The sequence below is a fragment of the Streptomyces sp. NPDC049879 genome, from assembly GCF_044461265.1.
Lineage (GTDB): Bacteria > Actinomycetota > Actinomycetes > Streptomycetales > Streptomycetaceae > Streptomyces.
Genome location: NZ_JBITKT010000004.1, coordinates 270,458 through 295,152, shown reverse-complemented (window position 1 = coordinate 295,152; position 24,695 = coordinate 270,458). Strand labels below are relative to the sequence as shown.

Genomic DNA, 24,695 nt, shown 5'->3' with positions numbered 1-24,695 from the left:
CCGCCCAGCCTCCCCGTGACTTAGGACCGAACTCGTCCTAAGCGGATCATACGGTCGACGCATGGACGCCACACACCATGACATCAAGCCCTTCCGTATCGACATTCCCCAGGCCGACCTCGACGACCTGACCGACCGCCTGGCCCGCACCCGCTGGCCCGCCGAACTGCCCGGCGTCGGCTGGAGCCGCGGCGTACCCGCGCCGTACATGAAGGAACTCGCCGCCTACTGGGCCACCGCATACGACTGGCGCGCCCAGGAGGCGCGGCTGAACGCCCACCCGCAGTTCACCACCACCATCGACGGCCAGAACCTGCACTTCGTCCACGTGCGTTCCCCGCACGCGGAGGCCACCCCGCTGCTGCTCCTGCACGGCTGGCCCGGCACCTTCGCCGACTTCCTCGACGTCATCGGCCCCCTGACCGACCCGGCCGCGCACGGCGGCGACGGCGCGGCCGAGGGGACCGGCGCGTTCCACCTGGTCATCCCCTCCCTGCCCGGCTTCGGCTTCTCCACCCCGCTGGCCGGCCCCGGTATGGACCCCGCCCGCATGGCCGGGCTGCTGGTCGAGCTGATGGACCGACTCGGTTACGACCGCTACGGCGTGCAGGGCTACGACACCGGCTCCTGGGTCGCCCCCGAGGTCGGCAAGCAGGCCCCGGACAAGGTCATCGGCATCCACCTCAGCGCCATGATCGCCTTCCCGGTCGGCGCAGAGGGCGAAATGGACGGTCTCTCCGAGGCCGACCAGCGCCGCTGGCAGAAGATGCAGAACTTCAACGACGGCTACCTGCAGTGCAACTCCAAGCGCCCGCAGACCGTCGCCTACGCCCTGACCGACTCCCCGGCCGGACAACTCGCCTGGATCGTGGAGAAGTTCAAGGAACTCACCGACCCCGAGGACGGCCTGCCCGAGGCCAGCATCGACCGCGACCGCTTCCTCACCGGCATCTCGCTGTACTGGCTGACCGCCACCGCCGGCTCGGCCGCCCAGGTCTACTACGAGGCCGTCTCCGCCAACGACTGGAGCAGTGGCGAGGGCGGCGACTCGGGCGCCGACGGTGCGTCGGCCGAGGCAGCGGACTGGAGCACCGGCGGGCAAGACGGTGGCCAGGAGTGGGGCGAGGCCGGGGGCGACTGGGCGGCCGCCCTGCGCGGCACCGTCCCCACCGGCGTCCTGCTCTCCGCCCACGACGTCACCGTGCGCCCCTGGGCCGAGCGCGACCACAACATCGTGCGCTGGACCGAACTCGACACCGGCGGCCACTTCCTGTCCATGGAAGCCCCTGACCAACTCGTCGGCGATGTCCGCGGCTTCTTCCGGGCTCTGCCCTGACCGCCCTGACCCCGCCCCGGCGGGCTCACAAGCCCTTTGACGGGCGGTACCGGGTCGCCTTTCCGCACCCGCTCGATCGGCGGTGTCCGCCGGGAGGCGGAGGCGGGGCACGGTAGCCGCGGCGGTCCTCGTTGCTTCGCTCAGGACGTGCCGCGACGGCGGTCACCTGTGCCGGGGCCGGAGGCGCGACGGCCACCCGACCTCCGTCACACCTTGCGGCGGGGAAGGTGGGGCTTCGCCGGACGGGTGCCCGTGGAGGCAGGGCTTCCCCAGAGGGCGGCGGTCCACCGTCCCGAAGCCGCCCGGACCGGGACCGCAGGGGTCCTGGGCATGCGCCGCAGTGGTGGCGCGGCACGTCCGCCGGGGCCTTGGGCTGCGCTGTCCTTTCCCCCGTCCGCGCCGCCATGCCCCGGTGGGTCGGGGGCTCAGACGGGCCCGGGCGCGCCCAGTGCCGCCGCCGTGGCGAGCAGCAGGGCCTCCTCGCCGTGACGCGCGACGAGGTGCAGCCCCACCGGCTCGCCCTCCGCCGTCGTCCCGGCAGGGACGCTGAGCGCCGGGTGGCCGCTGAGGTTGAACGCCCAGGTCAGCGCCGTCGTCATCCGCTCGCCCGGACCGTCGTGGCCGTGCGGCGGGTGCGGCGTCGTGGGGGTGGCCAGCAGGTCGGCGTCGGCGAACACCTCCGCGAGCCGCGCGTCGTTCACCGCCCGCGCCGCCGTCGCCGCCGCGCCGTCCGGGCCGCGCAGCGCCCGCCACGCCGCCTCCGGGTCGGTCAGCCGCACCGGCGGCCGGTCCACCGGCACGAGCCCCGCCCCCGCCACCAGCCGCCCCAACGCCTCCCGCGCCACCCGGGCGACCTCCGGCTCCGTCCGCGCGTACCCGAGCGTCGCCGACCAGACGACGCGCGGCGGCCGTACGGGCGGCGCCACGGCGTCCGGATCGTGGCCCGTCACCACGCGCAGCCAGGCCGCCGCGTCCGCCGGGTCGCGGACGAGCGGCCCGCCGACGTTCAGCCCGGCGCGGTCGCGCGGCGGCAGCCGCCCGTTCGTCGGCTTCAGCCCGAGGACCCCGCACCAGGCGGCCGGTATCCGTACCGACCCGGCGCCGTCGCTGCCGGTCGCCAGCGGCACCATGCCCGTCGCCACTGCCACCGCCGAGCCCGCCGACGAGCCGCCCGGGGCGCGGTCCGGCAGCCACGGGTTGCGCGTCGGGCCGCGGTCGGTCGCGCCCCACGTCTGGTACGTCCGCCCCGCCGGGACCGACCCCGCCGCCACCGGCACACAGCCCGCCGCCAGAAGCCGCGCGCTCTGGTACGACGCGAGCCCCTCCGCCGCCTTCACCACCACCGGCACCCCGGCCAGCGGCAGCCGCGCCCCGCCGCGCACCGCGCGGTCCACCGCCCGCGCCCTGCGGCGCGCCCGCGCGGCCCAGACGGCGGCGCACGCCCGTACCGCCCCGTCGCGCGCGGCGATCACCCGCAGCGCCGCGTCCGCCACCTCCACCGCGGACAGCTCGCGCCCGCCCACCCCCGCCGCGATGGCCCGCGCGGTCAGGGACACGTACTCGTCGTGGTGCAGCAAGAGGGGACAGCCTTCCAGCGGAGGTGGAGAAGAGAAGAGAAGAGAAGGACGGGCGCGGTCACCGCACGGGCTGCACCGCCGCCGGTGCGCGTCCCGTCGAGCCGCGCAGCCGCAGCTCGGGGCGTGACGCCTCCTGCTCCCCGCCCGCCACGGCCCCCGCCGCCACCTCCCGCAGCCGCCGCGCCGCCTGGGCGCCGTACGCGAGGATGTCCCGGCTCAGCGCGGACAGCGGCGGACCGACCAGTTCGCACAGCGCCGAGTCGTCCCACGCCACCACCGACAGGTCCGCCGGGACGCGCAGCCCGAGCGCCTGGGCGGCGGTGAGCCCGGAGACGGCCATCACGTCGTTGTCGTACAGGATCGCGGTCGGCCGCTCGCCCGGCGGCGGCGCGAGCAGGGCGCGGGTGGCGGCGGCGCCGCTCTCGCCGCTGTAGTCGGCCTCCAGCGTCAGCCCGGCGCAGCCGAGCCGCAGCGCCGCGCGGTCGAACGCGGCGGTCCGCACCGCCGTGTGCCGCAGGTGCGCGGGCCCGGAGACGCGCCCGATCCGCCGGTGCCCCAGCTCGGCGAGGTGCCGCACCACCGTGTCCACGGCCGCCGCGTCGTCGCTCCACACGGCGGGCAGCGTGCCGGTGCCGAGCGGCCCGCCGATGACGACGGCGGGCATGCCGAGCCGTTCCAGCAGCGGCACCCGCGCGTCGTCCACGCGCAGGTCCATCAGGAACACCCCGTCCACCGTCCGCCGCGCCCACCAGCCGCGGTGCAGCTCCATCTCGGCCTGCTGGTCGTGCGCCATCGTCAGCAGCAACGGCGTGGTGTCGCGCGCCAGTTCGCCCTGGATGCCGGAGAGCAGCTGCATGAAGAACGGTTCGAGTCCGAGCGTGTGCGCCGGCCGGTCCACGACCAGGCCGAACGCCCCGGCCCGCCCGTCCGACAGGGCGCGCGCCGCGCTGCTCGGCTGCCAGCCCAGCTCGTCCGCGATGGCGAGGATGCGCCGCCGCGTCGGCTCGGAGACGCCGGGCCGCCCGTTGAGCGCGAACGAGACGGCGGCCTTCGTCACCCCGGCCCTGCGGGCGATGTCCTGCATGGTCGGACGCCTCACACCACACCCCTCCGTCGCCCGGCTCCCCACCGGCGGTCCGTCGCATCATGGTCCAGGAACGCCCGCCCGCGCCATGGACGCGCGGCCCCGGCCCGCCGGGATTCCGGCGCCGCGGCACGGGCCGCGCCGTGTCAGCGGGTGGGCAGCGGCCCGGGCCGCCCGGGGGTAGGGCAGAATCGAGCCGATGAGTACCTACCGTGAGCGAGTCAACCGCCGGACGGTCCGTGCGACGGTGCGCAGCGCAGCCGCCACCCGCGAGCGCCGCTCACACCTGTCCGCCCCGCGGGTGCCGACCGTGGGCATCGACATCGGCGGTACGAAGGTGATGGCCGGTGTCGTCGACCCCGAGGGCAACGTCGTCGAGCGCGTCCGCACCGAGACGCCGGACAAGTCCAAGAGCCCCAAGGTCGTCGAGGACACCATCGCCGAACTGGTTCTCGACCTGTCCGACCGGCACGACGTGCACGCCGTCGGCATCGGCGCGGCCGGCTGGGTGGACACCGACCGCTCCACCGTCCTGTTCGCGCCGCACCTGGCCTGGCGCAACGAGCCGCTGCGCGACGCGCTCGCCGCCCGCCTCGCCGTGCCGATCATGGTGGACAACGACGCGAACACCGCCGTGTGGGGCGAGTGGCGCTTCGGCGCGGGCCGGGGCGCGGACCACCTCGTGATGATCACCCTCGGCACCGGGATCGGCGGCGCCATACTGGAGGGCGGCAAGGTCAAGCGGGGCGCGTACGGGGTGGCGGGCGAGTTCGGCCACATGCAGGTCGTGCCCGGCGGGCACCGCTGCCCGTGCGGCAACCGCGGCTGCTGGGAGCAGTACAGCTCGGGCAACGCGCTCGTCCGCGAGGCCCGCGAACTGGCCGCCGCCGACTCGCCCGTGGCGCACCACATCCTGGACCGCGTCGGCGGCCGCATCGGCGACATCACGGGCCCCCTCATCAGCGAACTGGCGCGCGGCGGCGACGCGATGTGCGTCGAGCTGCTGGAGGACGTCGGCCGCTGGCTCGGCGTCGGCATCGCCAACCTCGCCGCCGCGCTCGACCCGGCGCGCTTCGTCATCGGCGGCGGCGTCAGCGAGGCCGACGACCTGCTGATCGGCCCGGCCAGGGAGGCGTTCCGCCGCCAGCTCACCGGGCGCGGCTACCGGCCGGAGGCCACCATCGTCCGCGCCGAACTGGGCACCGACGCCGGGATGGTCGGCGCCGCCGACCTCGCGCGCCTGGTCGCCCGCCGCTTCCGCCGCGCCAACCGGCGCCGCGCCGAGCGCGTCCACCGGACCACGTTCGACCTGCGCCTGCCACCCCGGGGACGGACCACCCGCTGATGACCGCCACCACGACGCCGCCGCCCTCGCCGAACCCGCCGTCCCCGGCCGCGCCCGCCCAGCGCCCGCCGCACCGCCCGCGCCACCGCTGGCTGGCGGCGGTCGTCGTGGCGCTGCTGATCGCGGTCCCCGCCGGCTATCTCGCCCTGTCCGCCTACCAGAGCCGGGACAGCGGCGAGGACAAGGCGCGCACCGCGTCGGCCCGCGCGCTGATCTACGAGTGGCCGAGCAAGGTCCAGCGCCGCATCTACGACGTCCCGATCCCCACCGGCGCGGCGTACGTGGGCTGGTACGAGACGAACTCCTGGGACCGCAGCACGTTCTACACCGAATTCCGCTGCTCGCCCGAGCAGTTGAGCAGCTTCCTGCACGAACTGGGCGCCGAGCCCGCCGACCTGGCGCCGGGCTCGTCCCCCGTCAGCGCGGCGGAGGCCGACACGGTCGGCTGGTCCTTCGACGACCCGGCCCGCACCTACACGGGGCTGACGGTCCAGCAGTCCCCCGACGAGCCGGAGGTCTCGGTCGTCGTGGACGTCACGCGCGAGGAGCGGCCGCGCGTCTACGTGGTGTCCGAGGCCGACGTCTGAACCCCGTCCGCGCGGCCGTGCTTCCCTGAAGGGATGGAACGGCATCTCGACTGGGACGGCTGCTTCAACGCCCGCGACCTCGGCGGCCTTTGCCTGACCGGCGGCGGAACGACCCGCCCGCGCGCGGTCGTCCGCGCCGAGTCCCCCGAACGCCTCACGCCCGCCGGGTGGGAGGCCCTGGCCGCGTACGGCGTCCGCACGCTCGTGGACCTCCGCGAGGACGGCGAGGCGGGCACCGGATACCCCGTCCCGCCGGGACACGGCATCGCCCGCGTCCGCGTGCCGCTGGACGACACGGCAGACACCGCGTTCTGGCAGCGCTGCCACGCCCGCGGCTGGAGCCCCGCGACGCCCCTGTACTACCGGGCGTTCCTCGCGGAGAAGGCGGCGCGCTGCGCGGCCGCGCTGACGGCCGTCGCGCGGGCCGCGCCCGGCGGGGTCCTCGTCCACTGCGCCGCGGGCCGCGACCGCACGGGGCTCGTCAGCCTGGCGCTGCTCGCGCTCGCCGGGGCGACGGCGGACGCCATCGTCGCCGACTACGACCTCAGCGCCGCGCGCCTGTCCGGCTTCTACGCCGCGCTCGGGCGGCACGGCGAGGAGGCGCTGATCCAGGAGACCCTGGCGGCGGCGGGCACGACGGCGTCCGCCGAGGTCCGCGCCCTGCTGGCGGAGACGGACATCCCGGCCGTCCTGAACGCGGCGGGCCTGTCACCCGCCGACGCCACCGCCCTGCGCACCCGCCTGACCGCCCCCGTTCCCGCGCCCTGACCCGGCCGCCACGCGCCGCAGCCTCGTCCAGCCGGACCAGCCGCGTTCCGCCAGCAGCCCGGCCAGCCGCCGGGCCGGCGGCACGGCGTCGAACGCCAGCGTGTCCATCTGCGCGACGAGGCCGGGCCCGACGTCCGCGTCGTCGAGGTCGTCCAGGTAGGCGTCGCCCCGCTCGTCGGCCATCCGCGTGAGCGAGGCGGCCAGGCCGTCGGCCAGCTCGGCCAGCGGCGCGTCGTCGCCGCGGTCCAGCGCCCGGCCCAAGGCGCGGTAGAAGTCGGTGAACCGCGGGTCGGCGAGCTGTTCGCACTTGCGCGCCGTCCACTCCGGGACGCGGCCGGGGGCGTGCGCGGCCAGCGGCACCCAGCCGTCGCGTTCGACCCGGACGATCCGCTCGTCCACGCCGAGCGCCCGCAACCGGCCGAGATACGCGACCACTTCGGCAGGCAGCGCCAGACCGTCCCCCGGCGTGAGGAGCGCGATCCGCTCACGCTGCCGCCGCCGCTCCAGGATCTCCGCCACCAGTCGCGCGTCGATCTCCGCGACCGCCGCGGCGAACTCCTCCTCGTCGGCCCGTAGCAGTTCCCGTACGCGCGCCAGCGGCACCCCGGCCCCGGCGAGGGCCCGTATCCGGATCAGCTCCACCACGGCGCCCGCGTCGTACCGCCGGTAGCCGGAGCGGTCACGTTCCGGCTCCGGCAGCAGTCCTCTGGCGTGGTAGTGCCGCACCGCACGCACGGTCACCCCCGCGTACGACGCCAGTTCGCCGATGGTCAGCATCGGCCCAGTCTCCCGTACACCGACGGCTACGCCGCGCCTCTGACGATCTCCGCGATGGCCGGGGCGTGGGTGAACGCCAGCGTGTGGCCCGCGTCGAGCCAGGACACGGACGTCTGCGGCCGTGCGCGGATGAGCCGTTCGACACCGGCGCGCCAGAGCCGGTTGTGCCGTGGCGCGCGCCCCTCGGCGCGGTCGCCCGCGATGGATGTCGACATGATCATGCGGACGGGACAGTCGACCCGCCGGTACCGGTCGAGGAGCGCGGCCCGCACCACGTCGATCTCCAGACTCAGCGCGAAGATGTCCTGCGCGGTGAGCGCCGCCCCACGCGTGCCGTCCTCGGCGCGCTCGGCCAGCTGCCGCGCCGCCAGCCCGTCCGCCAGCGCGCGGAACTCCCGCAGGTCGGCCTCGGCGATGAACGGTTCGGGCAACGGGTTGGCCCCGTCGATCAGGACGAGTCCCGCGATGTCGCCGGGGTGCTCGGCGGCGTGGTGCACGGCCAGGTCGGCGCCGAGCGAGTAGCCCACGAGCACGGGGGGAGAGGGGAGCCGGAGTGCCGCCTGCACGGCGGCGAGGTCGCTCAGGAAGGCGTCGAAGGAGTACCGGTCGGCGGCGGGGGCGAGGCCGTGGCCCCGCAGGTCGAAGGTCACCACGTCGTGGTCGCGCCGCAGGAGCGCGGCCAGTTCGCGCAGTCCGGCCTGCGTGGAGTTCAGCCCCGGGCACAGGACCAGCGGCCTTCCCCGGCCGCCGCGGGACACCGGGATCGTGACGCCGTCGTGGTGGACCGTGGAGTGCCGCACGGGCCCTGGGGCGCTGGGTTCCGTCGTCATGCCGGCCATGCTGCGGGGTTGCCCCTGCGTCAGGGTCAACCGTCCCCGGGCTCCCGCGAGGCCTCGGAGAGCAACTGCCGTGCCTGCTCCGTCCACAGGTGGTCCTCGCCGAAGAGCCGTTCCCGCCCGGCGAGCACCTGCCGGTAGAGGCGTACGGCGCGGGCGGTGCCGCCCGCGAGGCGGCAGGCGTACGCGAGGTTGGCGAGCGCGGTGAGGGCCTCGGGGTGCTCCTCCCCGAAGACGCGGGCGTAGTCGGCGGCCGACCGCTCGTGCAGTTCGACCGCCCGGGCCAGGTCGCCCAGGTCGCGGTACGAACTGGCCACGTTCGCCCGCGCGTTGAGGGTGTGGGGGTGGTCGGGGCCGAGGAGGCGTTCGTGGTCGGCGAGATTCCGCTCGTGCAGCGCGAGCGCGTCGGCCGTGCGGCCGGAGAGGGCGTACAGGTAGGCGAGGTTGGCGCGCGCGGCCAGCGTGTCCGTGTGCTCGGGGCCGAGGACGCGTGCGCAGTCGGCCGCGTTCGCCTCGTGCAGCGCGGTGGCCTCCGGATCGCCCGCCGACCGCAGCGCGCTGGCGAGGAAGCTGCGGGCGGTCAGCGTCATCGGGGCGTCGGGCCCGTGCGTCGCGCCGTACGCCGCGACGGCCCGCCGCCCGGAGGTGACGGCCTGGTCGAAGTGGCCGTTGCCCAGCAGGAATCCGGAGGCGGCGAGGTGGAGCGACGCGGTGACCGGCGTCTCCTCGTCCGCGCCCAGGAGACCGGTGAACGCCAGGACGTGCGGCAGCAGTTCACGCCACCTGGGCCAGCCCTCGTGGTCGAAGAGCGGGTCGCCCGGCAGCGCCGACGCCAGCAGCCGCGCCGCGCTCTCCCGCGCGCGGCCGACCGCCTCCGCCGTGCGGTGGGGATCGGCCGGGTCCTGCGTCCGCGCCACCGCCTGCACGAGCCGGTGGACCGCGACGGTGCGCGGCGTCAGGGCGGCCATGCTGTACGAGTGCAGCAGGGCGAGCGCGTCGTCCACGGCGAGCGGGTCGTCGTGCAGCCCGTAGGCGAGGTCGCGGGGGACGGGCTCCGGCGCGTACCAGGCGAAGGTCCGCAGGATCTCGCCCGCCAGCGGCTCCTCCCCGTCCATGGCCTGGAGCGACAGGCGCCAGATCCGGGCGATGGTCCGCTCGTTGTCCGCCTCGCCCGCGCCGCCCGCCGCGGCGAACATCCGTGCGGGGTGGCGGCGCAGGCGGTCGAGGTACGCGGCGGGCGTGATGGCCGTGTGCCTGATGTACGCGGCGGCCTGCTCAAGTGCCAGGGGGAGGCAGCCCAGTTCGGTGGCGAGCCGGTCGAGCACGGCCCGTTCCGCCTCGTCGGGCCCCGCGATGCGCGCGAGCAGGTCGAGCGCGGCGTCCTGGGGGAGGGTGCCCAGCGGCAGGGCCCTGGCGAGGTGGTGCCACCCCGTCGCCCTGCGGCTGGTGATCAGGTGGCGGCCGGACGCGAGGGCCCCGAGGACGGGTGCCAGGCCGCGTGGCGAGTCGGCGTTGTCGAGCACGAGCAGCCAGCCGGTGTGGGCGCGCAGCCAGTCGATCGCCCAGGCGGCGTTCTCGGCGTCCGTCCTGCCGGTGAGGCCCGCGTGCGGGTCGAGCCGGGCGGCGAGGGCGGCGAGGCCCTCGGTGACGCCGGCGGGCGTGTCGGCGGCGAGCCACCAGACGGGGTTCCAGCGGTCGCGGTGCTCGTGCGCGAACTGGAGGGCGAGGGCGCTCTTGCCCGTGCCGCCCAGGCCGTGGACCACCGTGGGCACCGTCTCGGTCCCGCCGCCACCGCCGACCGACTCGACCAGCAGGGCCATGCTGTCCTGCCGGTCCACGAAGACCTGACTCCTCGGCGCGGGCAGGTTGTGCAGACCGGGCGCGGCCGCCACCTCGTCCGGCGTGCGGACGGCGCGGTCCGGCAGCCGGAACACGCGGGCGTCGATCGTGGCGCCGTCGCCTGTGCTGACGACGCCGTGGTTGGTGCCGACCGCGACGGACCGCTCGCCCGACGCCCCGGCGGCCGGGCCGTCGTTCACCGCTGGACGGTGGCGTCGTCGCCGGTGCTGACGATCCCGTGGTTGGTCCCGACGGCGACGGAACGGTCGCCCGACGCGGACACGTGCGTGCCGCCTGCCGGGAGCAGCCCGGCGACCTCGGCGGCCAGTCCGGGGTCGGCGCGCAGCGCCCTGCGCAGCCTGACGCGCAGCGCCGCCTGCGCGTCGGCGTCGTCGGGCGCCTCGGCGAGGTCCCCGATCGCCTCCTCAAGACCGGCGCGCCCCTCCTCGCGGCCCCAGAGCCGCTGCACGATGCGGCGCCCCAGGGACACGGTCGCGTCGGCGACGCCGTCGGTCGTCTTGGTGAGCACCGCCGTGCCGTACGCGGCGACGGCGGCGGTGACGTACGGCGCCGCCTCGTTGGCGAGGGCGAGGGTGTCCACGCGTTCCCCCTTCACGGATCGGTCGTCAGGGTCTCCAGGCTCCCGAGCATGCCACGCCGGGCTCGTCCCCAACCACCGCGCGGCTCAGAGCTGTTCGGCGGCGAGGCGGCGCGCCGTCCGTTCCAGCAGGGGACCGGCGTCGGCCATGCAGCGCTCCGGGTCGGGTTCGAGCGCCGTCAGCGGATAGGCCGCCTCGATGCCCGCGCCCGCCAGCTCGGCCTCGCCGATCGCCAGCCGCCCGCACACCGCCACGACCCGCTTCCCCGCCGCCCGCGCGGCGGCGGCCACCCCGGCCGGGGCCTTCCCGTGCAGCGTCTGCCCGTCGAGCGACCCCTCGCCCGTCACCACCAGGTCGGCGCCCGCGAGCGCCGCCTCGAAGCCGAGCACGTCGAGCAGCACCTCGATGCCCGGCCTGAAGGACGCGCCGAGGCCCAGCAGCGCGCCGAAGCCGAGACCGCCCGCCGCGCCGGCGCCCGGGGAGGCGGCCAGCTCGGCGGCGCGCGGGCCCTCCGTACGCTCCAGGACCCGTACGAACGTGGCGAGCGCCGCGTCCAGCACCTCGACCTCCACCGGGTCGGCGCCCTTCTGCGGCCCGTAGACCGCCGCCGCGCCGGTCGGGCCCGTCAGCGGATTGTCGACATCGCTGGCCAGCACGAACGTGGTCCCGGCGAGGCGCGGGTCGAGGCCCGACAGGTCGGCCGATGCCAGGTCGCGCAGCGGGCCGCCGCCGTACGGCACCGGGTCGCCGTCCGCGTCGAGCAGCCGCGCGCCGAGCGCCGTGAGCATGCCCGCGCCGCCGTCCGTCGTCGCCGAGCCGCCGACGCCCAGGACGATCGTGCGCGCGCCCGCGTCCAGCGCCGCCGCGATCAGCTCGCCGGTGCCGTACGTCGTCGCCGTCATCGGGGCGAGCGACCAGCGCGGCAGCAGCGCCAGGCCAGACGCCTGCGCCATCTCGACCACCGCGACGTCGCCGCGCAGCGCGAACACCGCGCGCACCGGCAGGCCCAGCGGGTCCGACACCTCGGCCTCGCGCGCCTCGAAGCCGCCCGCCACCGCCGCGTCCACCGTCCCGTCGCCGCCGTCCGCGACGGGCAGCGACGTCACCACGGCGCCGGGGCGTTCGGCGCGGATACCGGCCGTCACGTGCGCCGCGACCTCGGCGGCTGTCAGCGAGCCCTTGAACTTGTCGGCCGCGATCAGCACGCGTCCGGCAGCGGTCCCGGTGTCGGTCTCCGTGTCCGTGTCCGTCATGGTCGCCCCTGGGGTTCGGTTGCGGTCGGGAAGGCGGTCACGCCGCTGGCGACCCTATCCGGGCGGGAGTGCGCAGGTCACGGCCGGGTCGCCCCGGCGTACGGGTCAGCGGCGCCGGTTGCTCAGCCCCAGCCGCCGCCAGACGGCCTTCGCCGCGTTGTGCCCCGACATGCCGTGCACCCCCGGGCCCGGCCAGGACGCCGACGAGCACAGGAACACCGCCGGGTGCGGCGTCGCGTACGGGTTGAACGTCACGCGCGGCCTGAACATCGTCTGCAGCCCCCGGAAGGCCCCCGTCGCGATGTCGCCGCCGACGTAGTTCGCGTTCCGCCGCGACAGCTCCGCGGGACCGGCGACCGCGCGGGCCAGCACGAGGTCCCGGAAGCCGGGCGCGAACCGCTCCAGCTGCCGCTCCATCGCGTCCGTCAGGTCCCCGTCCCAGCCGCCCGGCACATGGCCGTACGCCCAGAACACGTGCTTCCCCTCGGGCGCCCGGCCCGGGTCCACGACCGACGGCTGCACCGTGATCATGAACGGCTGTTCCGGCGCCCGGTCGGTCGTCGCCGCCGCCCTCAGCGCCGCGCCGATCTCCTGGCTCGACGCCCCCACGTGCACGGTCGCCGCGCGCCGCGCCTCGGGCGCCGTCCACGGCACGGGACCGTCCAGCGCGTAGTCGATCTTGAACACGGACGGGCCGTACCGGTAGCCCTCGTACGTCCTGCCCAGGCCCGCGATGCGCGCCAGCGCCGTCGGGGAGGTGTCGAAGACGTACGCGCGGGCGGGCGGCAGTTCGTCCAGCCGCCGGACCTCGACGCCGGTGTGGACCGTGCCGCCGAGGTCGAGCAGGTACGCGGCGAGCGCGTCCGAGATCGCCTGCGACCCGCCGCGCGCCACCGGCCAGCCGTGCGCGTGCGCGGCGAGCGCGAAGACCGTCGCCATGCCGCCCGTCAGCGGTGTCCCCACCGGGGCGATCGCGTGCCCGCCCAGACCCGTGAACAACGCCCGCGCCCGGTCGTCCCTGAACCGCCGCACCAGCGCCCCGACGGGCAGGAAGCCGATCAGCCCGAAGCGGGCCAGCGTCACCGGATCGCGCGGCACCGCGTCCCACGGCACGCGCAGGAAGTCCCCGGCGAGCGTGTCCCACCTGCCGGTGAACGGCTCCACCAGCCGCCGGTACGCGCCCGCGTCGCGCGGCCCGAGCGACGCGGCCGTCTCGCCGACCGACTTCGCCAGCACCGCCGCCGTCCCGTCGGGGAAGGGCTGCGCCATCGCGATGTCCGTGCGCAGCCACTCCAGCCCGTACCGCCCGAGCGGCATCCCCCGGAACGCGGGCGAGCCCGCCCCCATCGGATGCGCGGCCGAGCACGGGTCGTGCAGGAAGCCGGGCAGCGTCAGCTCCTCGGTCCGCGCGCCGCCGCCCACCGTGTCCCGCGCCTCGAACAGCTCGACCGACATGCCGCGCCGGGCCAGCTCCACCGCCGCGGTGAGCCCGTTCGGCCCGGCACCCACCACGACCACATCACGCATCGTCGGCACGCCACGCTCCTCTTCACCGCGAACAGGACCCACGAGGATACGCCTGCCCCGTGTGACGGTTCGACAACGACCGTGCGCACCGTGCCGCGTGTGGTCCCATGCGGTGTCGGCGTCGGTGCCTCCACGCGGAAACCGTACCTGCCGCATCAAGGGGGGAGGACGGTTCGCCGGGCTACGGCAGAAGTGTCAGCGCGGCGATGTGAGCGGGCCTGACGACGCTGAAATGCCGCCGGTCGAGGGTCGCCACACGGTTCACGTCGAAGCGCTCGGCCACCGCGATGACCGAGGCATCGACCCCGCCGAGCGGAAAGTCGGCGTACTGGAGGACCAACTCCCCCATGCGTGACAGGTCCGCCGGAGTGAGGTGCACCAGCTCGAAGGTTCTCCGTGCGACCTCGGCGAGAAACGCCGCTTCGACCTTGGGCCAGCGCTCCAGCAGCCAGCAGACCTCGGTCATGACGGGACTCGGCAGCAGACGGCGGCCGGTCAGCGACGTCAGAAGGGAACCGCACCCCGGTGGCGCCGGTCGGCGGCGTTCAACGCCGCGGCCAGAGGCCCGGTGTCCAGGACCGTGGCGGTCATGCCGAGTCGCCGAAACGCTCGTGCATCCGCTCGCGGAGGTAGTCGTCGTGCCGTTCGGCCAGATCCTGCGGGCCGTCCACACTGCCGATCAAGGCCAGCAGCCCGGCCGGGACCGACTCCTCGTCGTCCGCCTCGGCGCCCGACAGGGACTGGGCGACCTGCGACAGCTCTTCGTCCTGGGTGACGAGGAGACGCAGGCGCCGCACCTGGGTCGGCGTGAGCCGGTCCACCAGGTGGTGCATGTCCGCGTAGTCGTACGCAGCGGTCACGTCGACAGTGTAGAACGGGTTCGCGGCATCGAACAGCTGGATGGACGGCGCATCCACTCGCTTTCTGTGACCGCTTGGGTGAGTAATGTCACGCTGTCGTGCCGGTCCTCAAGGATCGCGTCCCTCGGTGCGGGGTGGCTTGTACAGGCCGGCTGAGCCGTCGCCTGGCCCGGTGGCGGGAGGGCGCTGATACCGATCGCGGCGGCCGCTCCTCTGGCGGGGATGTGCGTGCCGTCCGCGGGAGCAGCCCGGCGATCGTTCGGTCGCCTGCCCCGTGTGACGGTTCGACAACGACCGTGCCCACCGTGCTGACACTCTGTCATGCTGGGGTCACGGCTGCGACGGCAGCGCGGCCGGTGAAGGGAGGGGACTGCCGTGGGCGAGGGGGAGTACCGCGACCCGGCGCGGAATGTGGACGAACGGGTCCCGCGGGACGGGCAGGAAGAAGAACAGGTCGTGCGGACCGGCGACCTCGACGCCATCGGCGGCTCGGCGGCCGAGCTGACCGCCAACCTCCTGGCGAACGGCCGCGTCGCGGAGGACATGTCCCGCGAGACGGGCCGCGCCCTGGAGCAGGACGGCTTCGCGACGGGCACCGCGCTCACCGAGGTGGCCGACACCTGGGTGACGCAGGAACGGACGCTGCGCGACGGACTGCGGCACGTCGCCGAGCACCTGGGCGCGTCCGCCCGCATCACGACGCTGCTGGAGGCGGAGATCGAGGAGGGACTGCGGCTCAACTCGGGGATCACCGGACTGTAGGGGCCACGGCACGGCGAGCAGGGGGAGGACGGACGCCATGGGCGCGGGAGGGATGACGTTCCACGGCCTGTACAACGCGCAGCTCGGCAGGCTCGCGCAGGCGGCGGAACGCTGGGACGAACAGGTGCGGCGGCTCGACGACTTCCGCGGGGCCGCCGACGACATGGTCGCGGGGGCGCGTTCGGCCGTGTGGGTGGGGGAGAACGCGTCGGTCACCCTGCCGATGGTCGAGCGGCACTACGAGCAGTACATGGCCGCCTTCCGGCAGGCCGTCACCCTGCGCGAGCTCTCCCAGGACGCGCACGACCGCCTGCTGGGACTCCAGGGCGAACTCACCGCGCTCGTCGAGACGGCCGCCTCCCAGGGCGTTCACGTCAGCGCCTCCGGCCTCGCCTCGCCGGGCGGCGACCCGCAGTCGCTCGACCACGAAGCCCGGCAGGCCGTGCAGGGGCGCGCGGACGACGTGCAGGCGCAGATCGACGCCGTGCTGCGCCGCGCGGCCGAGGCGGACGAGGCCGTCGCCCAAGCCCTGCGCGACGCGGGCGGCGCGGACCCGCACGCGTTCACCGGCGTCTCGTACGGCTCGCTCGACGAGGCGGTGCGGGCGTTCGAGGACGCGGAATGGCTGACGGACACCCTCGGCCGGCCCCCGGCCGCCCTGACCGCCGACGACCGCGAGCGGATCGCCGACCTCCTGCGCGCGTACGGCGACGACCCCGCCTTCGCCGAACGCGTCGCCACCGGCCTCGGCGCCGACGGCGCGCTCGCCTCCTGGGCCGCCCTCGCGGGCGCCGCCTCCGCGGGCGGCGTGACCGACGCCGAGGCCGGGGAACTGGCCGGCCTCCAGGCCGGACTCGGCACCCTCCTCGGCCTCGCCACACGCGGCGACAGCCAGGCCATGCGCGACTGGGAGACCGACCTCCTCGCCCTCGCCGACCGCCGCCTCGACCCGTCCGCACCGGACAGCCCGTACGGCTTCCAGGTCGCGAGCAGCCTGATGTACCACGGCGAGTGGGACGACAACTTCCTGACCGGCTACGGCGACCGCCTCCGGAGCTGGGAGGCCGACAACGGCACGGGCCACTGGCGCACCACCGCCCCGCTGCGCCTCGCCTTCGGCGACGACTCCGCCGACCTCGGCCTCGACCCGGCCACCGGCCTGATGGAGGCACTCGGCCACAACCCGGACGCGGCGATCCGCTACCTGGGCGACGAGGGCAACTGGACCTACTTCGTCGAACAACGCGACTGGCCGCACCCCCACGTCTCCGGCGCGACCGAGGGCGCGGGCTACGCAAGCCTCGGCCACGCACTGGAATCGGCAACCCTCGGCCACCCCTACGACAGCACCGGAACACCCCCACTCCGCAGCGCGGAACGCACGGAACTCTTCGAACGCGTCGTGGCGTACTACGGCGGCGAGTTCGACCCCAACGGCACCACCCGCGTCGACCACCACGCGGCCCTGACAGGCAGCCTCGCCCACATCGGCGCGGCCTACATGCCGGATCTGCAGCACGCCGTCACAGGCACCGACCCACCCGCGGAGCTCTACCTCCCGGGCACGCCCGACCCGACGGAGGCGCTGGCCTTCCTCTACAGCGTGGGGCGCGATCCCGACGCGTACGGCGATCTCGTGGCTGCTCAGGAAGCCTATGGGGCGGCATCCGTCGATCTCGCGCTGGCTTCGCCCGCTGACGGCCTTGAACAGCGGGTCACCAACGCTGCTGAGAGCAACGGCCAGATCGCCGGCATCCTGGCGGCCACCCGGGCCGACGCCGTGCACCAAGCCCAGATCGCCACGGACGAGGAGTTCAACGCCGCGCTGGAGGAACGGACGCAGTGGGCTGACCGGCTCATCGGCGAGGCGACCGCGATGATTCCGTACGGCGGTACGGTCGCGGGCTGGGCGGCGGAGGATCTGGTCGCCGCATACGGAGAAGACGCCCGGCAGGACACCTCGGGCACTGCACGCTACGACGCGCATGACACCAAGACGGAAGCCTGGGCTCGCGCCGAACGGGCCAGCGCCTCAACGGTCCGAATCGCGGCCGGGGCGAACGGATTCACCGATCAGGCGTCTTTCCTCACCGATACGGCAGTGATCAGTACGAGCAGGGGGCTCGACACAGGTGAAGCGCGTATCAGTGAACTGCTCGGGTGACGGACGGAAGGCAGCCATGCAAGCCACAAGGTGTGACGAGGAAGTGACCAGTCGATCGGCCGGTGGCTCGGAGGCGGTCCGGCCGGGAGAGCGCGCGGAGGATCCGCCTGTCGGAATGGGGAGAAGAGCGACGGCGGCGAAGGCGGCTCTGTCCCTGGCGATCGTCGGTATGTGCGTGGCGTCTTGCTCGGACGACGGCGGGTCGGGCACCAGGGAGTATGCGGTGCCGGAGACGCTGTGTGAGCTGCCGGTCGAACAGGCCCTCTACGAGGGCCTGTTCCCGCCGGGCGAACGGGCGGAGCGGGAAGGCACCGTGGGTGGGGTGACGTGGAGCTACTTCTGTACCTGGACGGTGGACGGGGAAGTGGCGTTCGCCGTCGAGGCGATGCCGGGCGGGACCGGCGGTCTCGAGGGGTTCGCCTCGGAGGCCGAGGAAGCGGCCGGTGAGCCGGTGGAGATAGCGGGACCTTACGAGGCCCGGGTCTGGCCCCGTGTCGCCATCGCCAGGGGCGCATGCGACAACACAGGCGCGGACACGGGTGTGTTCCAGGACTCCGGTCCGCTAACGGTCGTCATCCGTGCGCACTTTCCCGAGGACGACGATGAGGCCCAGGCGATCCTGCGGGAACTGCTGATCCCTGTGATGGAGGCGGAACGCGACCGCGTCGGCTGTGCGTGACCGTCCTCCGGACGCTGCGCTGCGGAGCCACCCCCGCCGAAACCGCCAGGCAGGACGGCTCGCTCTCTCCGTGCGGTCGGGGTGACGCCACCGCCCCCGGCGTCAGGCCGGAAAGGGGTGGGGGGTTGTTGTCAGGATGGTGTGCAGGTGGTCGAGTGTCGTCGTGTCGCGGGCCACCGCGAAGGGGAGTGCGTTGCCGCCGGAGAGGCGGAATGTGCTGCCGTCCAGTGTGCGGTGCACGCCGCCCGCCTCCTCCACCAGCAGCAGACCGGCCGCGTGGTCCCAGGCGAACTCCCAGGTGAACGCCAGGCCGTCCACCGCCCCCGACGCCACGGCCAGGTATTCGAGACCCGCCGCCCTGCACGGCCGGGGCGCGACGCCGTCCGTCCAGAGGCCGGACAGCGACTGCTTCTGCGCTGGTGTCGTGTAGTCCGGGTGCGAGCAGGCCACCTCCAGGGCCTTGCCCGGCCCGGGTGAGCCGGCCGTCAGCCGTTCGCCGTCCAGCCAGGCGCCCTCGCCGCGCCGCGCGTACGCCAGCAGGCCGAGCGCCGGGGCCAGCGTCCAGGACGCCAGCACCTCGCCCCGCAGCGCGAGCGCCACCAGCGTGCCGAAGCCCGTCTCGCCGCGCACGAACTGCCGTGTCCCGTCCACCGGGTCCACGATCCACACCGGCGCGTCACCGTCCAGCGCCCCGTACACCGACGGGTCGTCCGCGAAGGACTCCTCGCCCACCACCACCGAGCCGGGCAGCAGCGCGGTCAGGTCACGCGTCAGCCGCAGCTCGGCCTCGCGGTCCGCGACCGTGACCAGGTCGTGCGGGCCGCTCTTCGTCGTCACCTCGTGGGCCGCGAGGCGCCGCCAGCGCGGCATGATCTCCGCGTCCGCCGCCGCCCTCACGGCCTCCTCCACGCCCGCCACCAGCTGTTCATCGATCATGCCCCCATCGAAACACGACCGGCCGCGACCCGTGACGGGCCCCCTGCGGGGGTCACGCGACGCCCGCGCGCCGCAGCTCGCTGTTCACCGCGTAGTGGTGGTGCGGGGAGACGCTGCGCGCCGCGTCGAGCAGCAGTGGCACGACGACGTCGGGCGCCCCCTCGGCCGCCCGTACCGCCTCCTCGGCGGGCCGGGCGCGCACCAGCGCCGACAGCAGCGTCACCGCCTCGCCCGCGCGGCCCGCCGACCACAGCTCCGCCGCGATCGACCCCGCCTCGGGGGCGGGCCGCGCCGCGCCCTGCCGCAGCAGCTGCCCGCAGTCCCGTTCACGCCCGGCGGCGGCGAGCGCCTCGGCGGCGGCGGCCAGCGGTCCCGGCGGCAGCGAGGCCGCCTCCCACAGGAGGGTGGCCACGTCCGAGGCCATCCCCAGCCGCTCCAGTTCGGCGGCGAGCACCGGGAGCCGTTCGGCCGGGCCGTGCGCCGCCTCGGACAGCAGGACGTGCGCCGGGCCGCTCTGCCCGTCCTCGCGCAGTCGGTGCAGCCGCCCGGCCGCCGCGACGGCGGCGCGCCGTTCCTCCGCCGACAGGCGCTCGGCGCGGGCCCGGCGCTCCGCGCGCGACTCGCGCAGCGCCCCCGCGAACCGCGAGCCGCCGGGCGGCGGCGCGGCGGCCGCCTCCGGCCCGGGGGCGGGCACCGCGGCGGCGTCAGGGACGGGTATCGCCCGCGCGCCGCGCGCGGGCGGCAGCGTCGGCGGTGCCGCGTCCAGCGGTTCCGGCACCGGCTCGACCCCGGCGAAACGCGCCCCGCCCCGCGCCCGGCGCGCCCCCCGCGCGGGCGCGGGGACGTCCACGGGCGGCGCGTGCGTGAACGAGGGCCCTGCCCCCGCCGCGAGCCGCGCCCGCACTTCCGCGCGGCGCGCGACGACCCGTTCCTCGTCGTCCTGCGACCACAGCCGCAGGGCCGCGCACCGCTCCGCCTCTCCCGTACGCCCGGCCCGCCGCGCCGCCTCCTCGGCGACCGCGAGCTGCCGCTGCCGCAGCACGACGCGGCGCCCCGCGCGGTCGAGTTCCGCCGCCCGCGCCGCCAGGGCCGCGGGCCCGTCCGGCAGGGCGTCCCCGGCGCGCACCGCCGCCTCGTACAGGCCGCGCAGCGCCTGGCCCGCCCGTTCCGCCGCCGACGGGCTCCGCAGAACGGCCAGGTCCTGCAGCAGATCGGCCACCACGTCCCAGGGCGGCAGCGCGCGCCCCGCGAGCCAGTCCGCCAGCTCCGCGGGCGCGCGCCGCCCGAACGCCGCGAACCATCCCGCCCCCGGATCGAGGGCCTCCGTCACCGCCAGCAGCCCCGCCGTGAAGTCAGCCAGCCGGACCACGTGCTCACGTTGCGCCAAGGGGACATCACCCATGGCACCACTGAACCGGGGCCGTGTTACACCTTCTGTTTCCGGACGGTCACAGCGGCTTTTCCAACAGGTCTGGTCCGCCTTTGCCTTCGGCCCGGATCAGCGTCCGACCGCGTACCCCTGCATGCCGCGCGGGTTCGCCGCCGACAGCAGCACGCCCGTCTCCGGGTCGCGCCCGACGACGCACAGCCGCCCCTCCGTCCACGGCCCGGCCACCGTCACGTCGTGCCCCCGGCGCCGCAGCTCGGCGATCGTCCCCTCGCCGATCCGCGACTCGACCGTCACGCTGCCGAGCGCCGTCGAGCGCGGGTAGAACGAGCTGGGGAACGCGTCCTGATGCCAGTTCGGCGCGTCGATCGCGCCCTGGAGGTCCAGCTGCCCGCGCACCTCGGGGCGCAGCGCCACCGCCAGGAAGAAGTGCGCCTGCCACTGGTCCTGCTGGTCACCGCCCGGCGTACCGAACGCGAGCACCGCCTCCCCGCCGCGCAGCGCGAGCGACGGGCTGAGCGTCGTCCGGGGACGCCGCCCCGGGACCAGGGACGTCGGCAGGCCCTCCTCCAGCCATGTCATCTGGAGCCGCGTGCCGAGCGGGAAGCCCAGCTCGGGGATGACCGGGCTGGACTGGAGCCAGCCGCCGCTGGGGGTGGCGCTGACCATGTTCCCCCAGCGGTCCACCACGTCCACATGGCACGTGTCGCCGCGCGTCTCGCCCGAGTGCGCCACCGTCGGCTCGCCCGCGCCCGCCACCTGCGCGGGCACGCCCGCCGCACCGGCGCCCGCGCCGCGCGCCCAGGCGCTCAGCCGCGGCGCGCGCCCCCCGGGGCTGCCCGGCCGCAGCTCGTGCGAGGCGCGCTCGCCGATCAGGGCGCGCCGCCCGGCGTTGTACGCGGGGGACAGCAGGTCGTCCATCGGGACGTCGTCCGTGTCGCCGTACCACGCCTCGCGGTCGGCCATCGCGAGCTTGCTGCCCTCGACGAGCGTGTGGACGTACTCGGGCGTGCCGTACGTGTCCGCGTCGATCCCGCCGTCGAGCAGCGCGAGCTGCTGCGGCAGCACCGGGCCCTGGCTCCACGGCCCGGCCTTGCACAGCGTCCAGCCGCGCCACTCGTACGTCAGCGGCTCCTCGTACGCCGCCGACCAGCCCGCGAGGTCGTCGCCGGTCAGGACGCCGGCGTGCCGTTCGCCCGACGAGTCCATGGCGGGCCTGGCGGCGTGGGCGGCGACGGCCTCGCCGATGAAGCCCTCGCGCCAGATCCGCCGGGCGGCGTCGATGGCGGCCTCCCGGCTCCCGCCGGGCGCGGCGGCGGTGGCCTCGGCGATCAGGCGGCGCCAGGTGGCGGCGAGCGCGGGGTTGCGCAGCATCTCGCCGCCCGCCGGGGGGCGGCCGTCCTTCAGGTACACCTCGGCGGACGAGGTCCACTCCGTCTCGAACAGCTCCTGCACCGCGGCGACCGTCAGGCCGACGCGTTCGACGGCGGGGTGGCCGCGTTCCGCGTAGCCGATCGCGTAGTCCAGGACGTCTTCGAGGCGCCGCGTCCCGTGGTCGCGCAGCAGCACCATCCAGGCGTCGAACGCGCCCGGCACGACGGCGGCGAGCGGACCGGTGCCCGGCACCAGGTCGAGGCCGAGGCCGCGGTAGTGCCCGATCGTGGCGCCCGCCGGGGCCGGGCCCTGCCCGCACAGCACGCGCACCCGGCCGCCCGCCGGGGCGATGATGATCGGCGCGTCGCCGCCGGGGCCGTTGAGGTGCGGCTCGGTGACGTGGAGGACGAACGCGGCGGCCACGGCGGCGTCGAACGCGTTGCCGCCGCGCTCGAGTTCGGCCATGGCGGACTGGGAGGCGAGCCAGTGGGTGCTGGAGGCCATGCCGAAGGTGCCGTGCAGGGTGGGACGGGTGGTGAACATGCGCGGGAGCATACGCTTTTCATACGACTCGTGCCGAGGGGGCCGGGGGTTCCCGCCGCTCGTGCGCGGGGTCTGGCGGTGGGTGCGGGGGAGGACTACCGTCGTGGGTGGGAGCGCTCCCACGGTCGGGTGGGAGAGCCGTTTCCGCTCCCGCACCCGGACTGAGGAGAGACCCCCATGCGTCCGTCCCCCACACCCCGCTCGCCCCGTTCGCCCCGCGCCCTCCGCGCCGCCGCCACGGCCGCCGCCGCGCTGGCCCTCGCCGCCACCGGCGCCCCCGCGCAGGCCCAGCCCCAGGAGCCGGAACGGGCCGCCGCCTGCGCCACCGACGGCTTCTGCGAGGACTTCGAGTCCCAGACCGGCGGCCAGCCGTCCGGCCGCTGGGCCGTCACCTACCCCGACTGCTCCGGCACCGGCACCGCCGCCATCGACACCACCACCGCCCACACCGGCGGCCGCTCCCTCCGCATCGACGGCGGCCAGGGCTACTGCAACCACGTCTTCGCCGCCACCAGCCTCGACGAACTGCCCGCCGGTTCCGACGTCTACGTCCGCTTCTGGGTGCGCCACACCACCGCGCTCCCGGGCCAGCACGTCACGTTCCTCACCATGCAGGACGCCGCCGACCAGGGCCGCGACCTGCGCATGGGCGGGCAGAACGGCAGGCTCCAGTGGAACCGCGAGTCCGACGACGCCACCCTGCCCGAGCAGAGCCCGGCGGGCGTCGCGCTGAGCGAGCCGCTGCCCACCGGCACGTGGGCGTGCGTCGAGTACCGGATCGACCCCGGCGCCGGCCTGCTCGACACCTGGCTCGACGGCGACCCCGTGACCGGCCTGACCGTGGACGGCGTGCCCACGCACGACATCGACGGCCAGTGGCTGAACCGCACCTGGCGCCCCGACCCCACCGACCTGCGCCTCGGCTGGGAGAGCTACGGCGAGGGCACGGACACCCTCTGGTACGACGACATCGCCGTCGGGACCACCCGCACCGGCTGCTGACCCTCCACCGCGACCCGCCCCGGCGCGCTGCTACGGTCCGGCGCCATGACGCACGACCGGGATTCCGTGTACACGGGCCACGCGGGTGCCGACGCCCCGCTCGACCACGGCTGGCTGCTCGGGCACTTCAAGCCGCCGGACGATCCGCGCCACAGCACGGACGTCGAGGTCAAGTGGGGCGTGCACCCGCGCGGCGACCGGCGCGCGCGCTGGGCGCGCGGCGAGCGGCGCACGGCGCTGCTCGTGCTCGTCAGCGGGCGCTTCCACGTGCTGCTGCCCGACCGCACGGTGATCCTCGCACGCCAGGGCGACTACGTGGTGTGGGGCGTCGGGGTGGACCACTCCTGGTACGCGGCCGAGGACTCCGTGCTCGTGACCGTCCGCTGGCCGTCCGTCCCGGGTTACGCGGTGACCTGAGCGTCCGCCAGGCCGGCCAGGGCCGGGATGACGTGCGCGCCGTACGCGTCGACCGTCGCCTCCTTCGCGTCGTGCATCGCGTACACCGCGAACTGGTCCACGCCGAGGTCCCGCAGCCGCCGCATCCGCGCGACGTGCGCCTCCGGCGGGCCGAGCACGCAGAAGCGGTCCACGATCCCGTCGGGCACGAAGGCGGTGTCCGGGTGCCCGGCGCGGCCGTGGTGCGCGTAGTCGTAGCCGCGGCGCTGTTCGACGTACGCGGTCAGCTCGCCGGGGACGAGCGCGGACCCGGCGCCGTAGCGGCGTACGAGGTCCGCCACGTGGTTGCCGACCATGCCGCCGAACCACCGGCACTGCTCCCGCGCGTGCGCCAGCGCGGCGGGGGAGTCGTCCGCCGTCACGTACGCGGGCGCGGCGACGCAGACGGTCAGCGCGTCCGGGTCGCGCCCCGCCGCCCGCGCCGCGTCGCGCACGGCCCGCACCATCCACTCGGTGAGGAACGGGTCGGCGAGCTGCAGGATGAAGCCGTCCGCCCGTTCCCCGGCGAGCGCCAGCGCCTTCGGCCCGTACGCCGCCATCCACACGGGCAGCGCCGCCCCGGCCGTCCCCTCCGCCACCCACGGCAGCCGCACCGGCACCCCGCCGACCAGCGCCTCCCGGCCTTCGGCGAGGTCGCGGACGACGCCGATGGCCTCGCCGAGCGCGGCCAGCGTGGACGGGCTGCGGCCCGCGACGCGCACCGCCGAGTCGCCGCGCCCGATGCCGCAGACGGTGCGCGGGCCGAACATCTCGTTGAGCGTCGCGAACGTCGAGGCGGTCACCTCCAGGGCACGCGTGCCGGGGTGGGTGACCATCGGGCCGACGCGCATCCGCTCCGTGCGGGCCAGGATCTGGCTGTGGATGACGAACGGCTCCTGCCACAGCACGGCCGAGTCGAACGTCCAGCCGTATCCGAAGCCCGCCTCCTCGGCGCGCCGCATCAGCTCCACCACCCCGGCGGCGGGCGGGTCCGTCTGGAGGACGAGTCCGAAGTCCATGCGCTT

General features: G+C 75.5%; 23 protein-coding genes. 9 read left to right on the top strand and 14 right to left on the bottom strand.

All coding sequences use genetic code 11. The features are described 5' to 3' along the window. Positions 1-61: 61 nt before the first annotated feature. The gene (locus ACIBPC_RS16175; RefSeq protein ID WP_398844940.1) at positions 62-1,336 is read left to right on the top strand and encodes an epoxide hydrolase family protein; all 1,275 of its coding nucleotides are present in this window, start codon (positions 62-64) and stop codon (positions 1,334-1,336) included. Positions 1,337-1,761: 425 nt separating this feature from the next. Here ACIBPC_RS16175 and ACIBPC_RS16170 read toward each other — a convergent pair whose 3' ends face one another. Together ACIBPC_RS16170 and ACIBPC_RS16165 are read right to left on the bottom strand one after the other, a co-directional pair. Further along, a complete protein-coding gene (locus ACIBPC_RS16170) occupies positions 1,762-2,913 on the bottom strand; it encodes an amidase (RefSeq protein WP_398844937.1) in 1,152 nt (383 codons plus the stop codon). A gap of 58 nt (positions 2,914-2,971) precedes the next feature. Beyond that, a complete protein-coding gene (locus ACIBPC_RS16165) occupies positions 2,972-4,012 on the bottom strand; it encodes a LacI family DNA-binding transcriptional regulator (protein WP_398844934.1) in 1,041 nt (346 codons plus the stop codon). Between the two features lie 184 nt (positions 4,013-4,196). Between ACIBPC_RS16165 and ACIBPC_RS16160 the strand changes: the two genes are divergently transcribed. Genes ACIBPC_RS16160 through ACIBPC_RS16150 form a run of 3 tightly spaced genes read left to right on the top strand, consistent with a single transcriptional unit; the run spans position 4,197 to position 6,697 of the window. Beyond that, positions 4,197-5,342 (top strand): ROK family glucokinase, encoded by a 1,146-nt coding sequence (locus ACIBPC_RS16160; protein WP_362967534.1) that lies wholly within the window; start codon positions 4,197-4,199, stop codon positions 5,340-5,342. After that, positions 5,342-5,929, top strand: coding sequence for a hypothetical protein (locus tag ACIBPC_RS16155; protein WP_398844931.1), 588 nt, complete (start codon positions 5,342-5,344; stop codon positions 5,927-5,929). The genes ACIBPC_RS16160 and ACIBPC_RS16155 overlap by 1 nt, the downstream gene beginning before the upstream one ends. Positions 5,930-5,962: 33 nt before the next feature. After that, positions 5,963-6,697, top strand: coding sequence for a tyrosine-protein phosphatase (locus tag ACIBPC_RS16150; RefSeq protein WP_398844929.1), 735 nt, complete (start codon positions 5,963-5,965; stop codon positions 6,695-6,697). Here the strand turns inward: ACIBPC_RS16150 and ACIBPC_RS16145 are convergent. The 8 genes from ACIBPC_RS16145 to ACIBPC_RS16110 all read right to left on the bottom strand — a co-directional run bounded on the left by ACIBPC_RS16145 (position 6,638) and on the right by ACIBPC_RS16110 (position 14,388). Continuing rightward, positions 6,638-7,474, bottom strand: a complete 837-nt coding sequence (locus ACIBPC_RS16145; protein ID WP_398844926.1) for a MerR family transcriptional regulator — start codon at positions 7,472-7,474, stop codon at positions 6,638-6,640. The genes ACIBPC_RS16150 and ACIBPC_RS16145 overlap by 60 nt on opposite strands. A gap of 26 nt (positions 7,475-7,500) precedes the next feature. Beyond that, positions 7,501-8,304 (bottom strand): alpha/beta fold hydrolase, encoded by an 804-nt coding sequence (locus ACIBPC_RS16140; protein ID WP_398844923.1) that lies wholly within the window; start codon positions 8,302-8,304, stop codon positions 7,501-7,503. Positions 8,305-8,339: 35 nt separating this feature from the next. Next, complete coding sequence (fxsT, locus tag ACIBPC_RS16135) at positions 8,340-10,349, bottom strand: FxSxx-COOH system tetratricopeptide repeat protein (RefSeq protein ID WP_398844920.1); 2,010 nt, start codon at positions 10,347-10,349, stop codon at positions 8,340-8,342. Continuing rightward, entirely contained in the window at positions 10,346-10,750 is a 405-nt protein-coding gene (locus ACIBPC_RS16130) for a hypothetical protein (RefSeq protein ID WP_398844917.1), read from the bottom strand. The genes fxsT and ACIBPC_RS16130 overlap by 4 nt, the downstream gene beginning before the upstream one ends. 84 nt (positions 10,751-10,834) lie before the next feature. Beyond that, positions 10,835-12,001 carry a glycerate kinase gene (locus tag ACIBPC_RS16125; RefSeq protein WP_398844914.1) on the bottom strand — a complete coding sequence of 389 codons (1,167 nt, stop codon included), beginning with the start codon at positions 11,999-12,001 and terminating at the stop codon, positions 10,835-10,837. A gap of 105 nt (positions 12,002-12,106) precedes the next feature. Next, positions 12,107-13,528: a phytoene desaturase family protein gene (locus tag ACIBPC_RS16120; protein ID WP_398845616.1), complete on the bottom strand. Its 1,422-nt coding sequence runs from the start codon at positions 13,526-13,528 to the stop codon at positions 12,107-12,109. 181 nt (positions 13,529-13,709) lie between these two features. Continuing rightward, positions 13,710-13,994, bottom strand: coding sequence for a type II toxin-antitoxin system VapC family toxin (locus ACIBPC_RS16115; protein WP_398844912.1), 285 nt, complete (start codon positions 13,992-13,994; stop codon positions 13,710-13,712). Positions 13,995-14,115: 121 nt separating this feature from the next. Then, positions 14,116-14,388 carry a hypothetical protein gene (locus ACIBPC_RS16110; RefSeq protein ID WP_398844909.1) on the bottom strand — a complete coding sequence of 91 codons (273 nt, stop codon included), beginning with the start codon at positions 14,386-14,388 and terminating at the stop codon, positions 14,116-14,118. A gap of 375 nt (positions 14,389-14,763) precedes the next feature. Between ACIBPC_RS16110 and ACIBPC_RS16105 the strand changes: the two genes are divergently transcribed. The 3 genes from ACIBPC_RS16105 to ACIBPC_RS16095 are packed head-to-tail and all read left to right on the top strand — an operon-like array spanning position 14,764 to position 17,993. Beyond that, positions 14,764-15,150: a hypothetical protein gene (locus ACIBPC_RS16105; protein ID WP_362967514.1), complete on the top strand. Its 387-nt coding sequence runs from the start codon at positions 14,764-14,766 to the stop codon at positions 15,148-15,150. 37 nt (positions 15,151-15,187) lie between these two features. Then, the gene (locus ACIBPC_RS16100) at positions 15,188-17,314 is read left to right on the top strand and encodes a hypothetical protein (RefSeq protein WP_398844906.1); all 2,127 of its coding nucleotides are present in this window, start codon (positions 15,188-15,190) and stop codon (positions 17,312-17,314) included. Between the two features lie 43 nt (positions 17,315-17,357). Next, positions 17,358-17,993: a hypothetical protein gene (locus ACIBPC_RS16095; protein WP_398844903.1), complete on the top strand. Its 636-nt coding sequence runs from the start codon at positions 17,358-17,360 to the stop codon at positions 17,991-17,993. A 102-nt stretch (positions 17,994-18,095) separates the two neighbouring features. Here the strand turns inward: ACIBPC_RS16095 and ACIBPC_RS16090 are convergent, their stop codons facing one another. The 3 genes from ACIBPC_RS16090 to ACIBPC_RS16080 all read right to left on the bottom strand — a co-directional run bounded on the left by ACIBPC_RS16090 (position 18,096) and on the right by ACIBPC_RS16080 (position 22,233). Then, the gene (locus tag ACIBPC_RS16090) at positions 18,096-18,929 is read right to left on the bottom strand and encodes an inositol monophosphatase family protein (RefSeq protein ID WP_398844902.1); all 834 of its coding nucleotides are present in this window, start codon (positions 18,927-18,929) and stop codon (positions 18,096-18,098) included. Positions 18,930-18,981: 52 nt separating this feature from the next. After that, on the bottom strand, positions 18,982-20,298 hold the full coding sequence (locus tag ACIBPC_RS16085) for a hypothetical protein (protein ID WP_398844899.1): 1,317 nt from the start codon (positions 20,296-20,298) through the stop codon (positions 18,982-18,984). A gap of 129 nt (positions 20,299-20,427) precedes the next feature. Beyond that, the gene (locus ACIBPC_RS16080; RefSeq protein WP_398844896.1) at positions 20,428-22,233 is read right to left on the bottom strand and encodes a gamma-glutamyltransferase family protein; all 1,806 of its coding nucleotides are present in this window, start codon (positions 22,231-22,233) and stop codon (positions 20,428-20,430) included. 177 nt (positions 22,234-22,410) lie between these two features. Here ACIBPC_RS16080 and ACIBPC_RS16075 point away from each other — a divergent pair, with 177 nt between their 5' ends. Next, positions 22,411-23,235 (top strand): hydrolase, encoded by an 825-nt coding sequence (locus ACIBPC_RS16075; protein ID WP_398844894.1) that lies wholly within the window; start codon positions 22,411-22,413, stop codon positions 23,233-23,235. 45 nt (positions 23,236-23,280) lie between these two features. Beyond that, entirely contained in the window at positions 23,281-23,652 is a 372-nt protein-coding gene (locus tag ACIBPC_RS16070) for a signal peptidase I (RefSeq protein WP_398844891.1), read from the top strand. Here the strand turns inward: ACIBPC_RS16070 and ACIBPC_RS16065 are convergent. Then, a complete protein-coding gene (locus ACIBPC_RS16065; RefSeq protein ID WP_398844888.1) occupies positions 23,637-24,689 on the bottom strand; it encodes a TIGR03842 family LLM class F420-dependent oxidoreductase in 1,053 nt (350 codons plus the stop codon). The two genes, ACIBPC_RS16070 and ACIBPC_RS16065, sit on opposite strands and share 16 nt — an antisense overlap. Positions 24,690-24,695: the final 6 nt, after the last annotated feature.

What these genes read in the sequence shown, in the direction of transcription:
- ACIBPC_RS16175 (WP_398844940.1), top strand. Translation starts at nt 62, where the DNA reads ATGGACGCCACACACCATGACATCAAGCCCTTCCGTATCGACATTCCC.
- ACIBPC_RS16160 (WP_362967534.1), top strand. Translation starts at nt 4,197, where the DNA reads ATGAGTACCTACCGTGAGCGAGTCAACCGCCGGACGGTCCGTGCGACG.
- ACIBPC_RS16155 (WP_398844931.1), top strand. Translation starts at nt 5,342, where the DNA reads ATGACCGCCACCACGACGCCGCCGCCCTCGCCGAACCCGCCGTCCCCG.
- ACIBPC_RS16150 (WP_398844929.1), top strand. Translation starts at nt 5,963, where the DNA reads ATGGAACGGCATCTCGACTGGGACGGCTGCTTCAACGCCCGCGACCTC.
- ACIBPC_RS16145 (WP_398844926.1), bottom strand. Translation starts at nt 7,474, where the DNA reads ATGCTGACCATCGGCGAACTGGCGTCGTACGCGGGGGTGACCGTGCGT.
- ACIBPC_RS16140 (WP_398844923.1), bottom strand. Translation starts at nt 8,304, where the DNA reads ATGACGACGGAACCCAGCGCCCCAGGGCCCGTGCGGCACTCCACGGTC.
- ACIBPC_RS16125 (WP_398844914.1), bottom strand. Translation starts at nt 12,001, where the DNA reads ATGACGGACACGGACACGGAGACCGACACCGGGACCGCTGCCGGACGC.
- ACIBPC_RS16120 (WP_398845616.1), bottom strand. Translation starts at nt 13,528, where the DNA reads ATGCGTGATGTGGTCGTGGTGGGTGCCGGGCCGAACGGGCTCACCGCG.
- ACIBPC_RS16115 (WP_398844912.1), bottom strand. Translation starts at nt 13,994, where the DNA reads ATGACCGAGGTCTGCTGGCTGCTGGAGCGCTGGCCCAAGGTCGAAGCG.
- ACIBPC_RS16100 (WP_398844906.1), top strand. Translation starts at nt 15,188, where the DNA reads ATGGGCGCGGGAGGGATGACGTTCCACGGCCTGTACAACGCGCAGCTC.
- ACIBPC_RS16090 (WP_398844902.1), bottom strand. Translation starts at nt 18,929, where the DNA reads ATGATCGATGAACAGCTGGTGGCGGGCGTGGAGGAGGCCGTGAGGGCG.
- ACIBPC_RS16080 (WP_398844896.1), bottom strand. Translation starts at nt 22,233, where the DNA reads ATGTTCACCACCCGTCCCACCCTGCACGGCACCTTCGGCATGGCCTCC.
- ACIBPC_RS16075 (WP_398844894.1), top strand. Translation starts at nt 22,411, where the DNA reads ATGCGTCCGTCCCCCACACCCCGCTCGCCCCGTTCGCCCCGCGCCCTC.
- ACIBPC_RS16070 (WP_398844891.1), top strand. Translation starts at nt 23,281, where the DNA reads ATGACGCACGACCGGGATTCCGTGTACACGGGCCACGCGGGTGCCGAC.
- ACIBPC_RS16065 (WP_398844888.1), bottom strand. Translation starts at nt 24,689, where the DNA reads ATGGACTTCGGACTCGTCCTCCAGACGGACCCGCCCGCCGCCGGGGTG.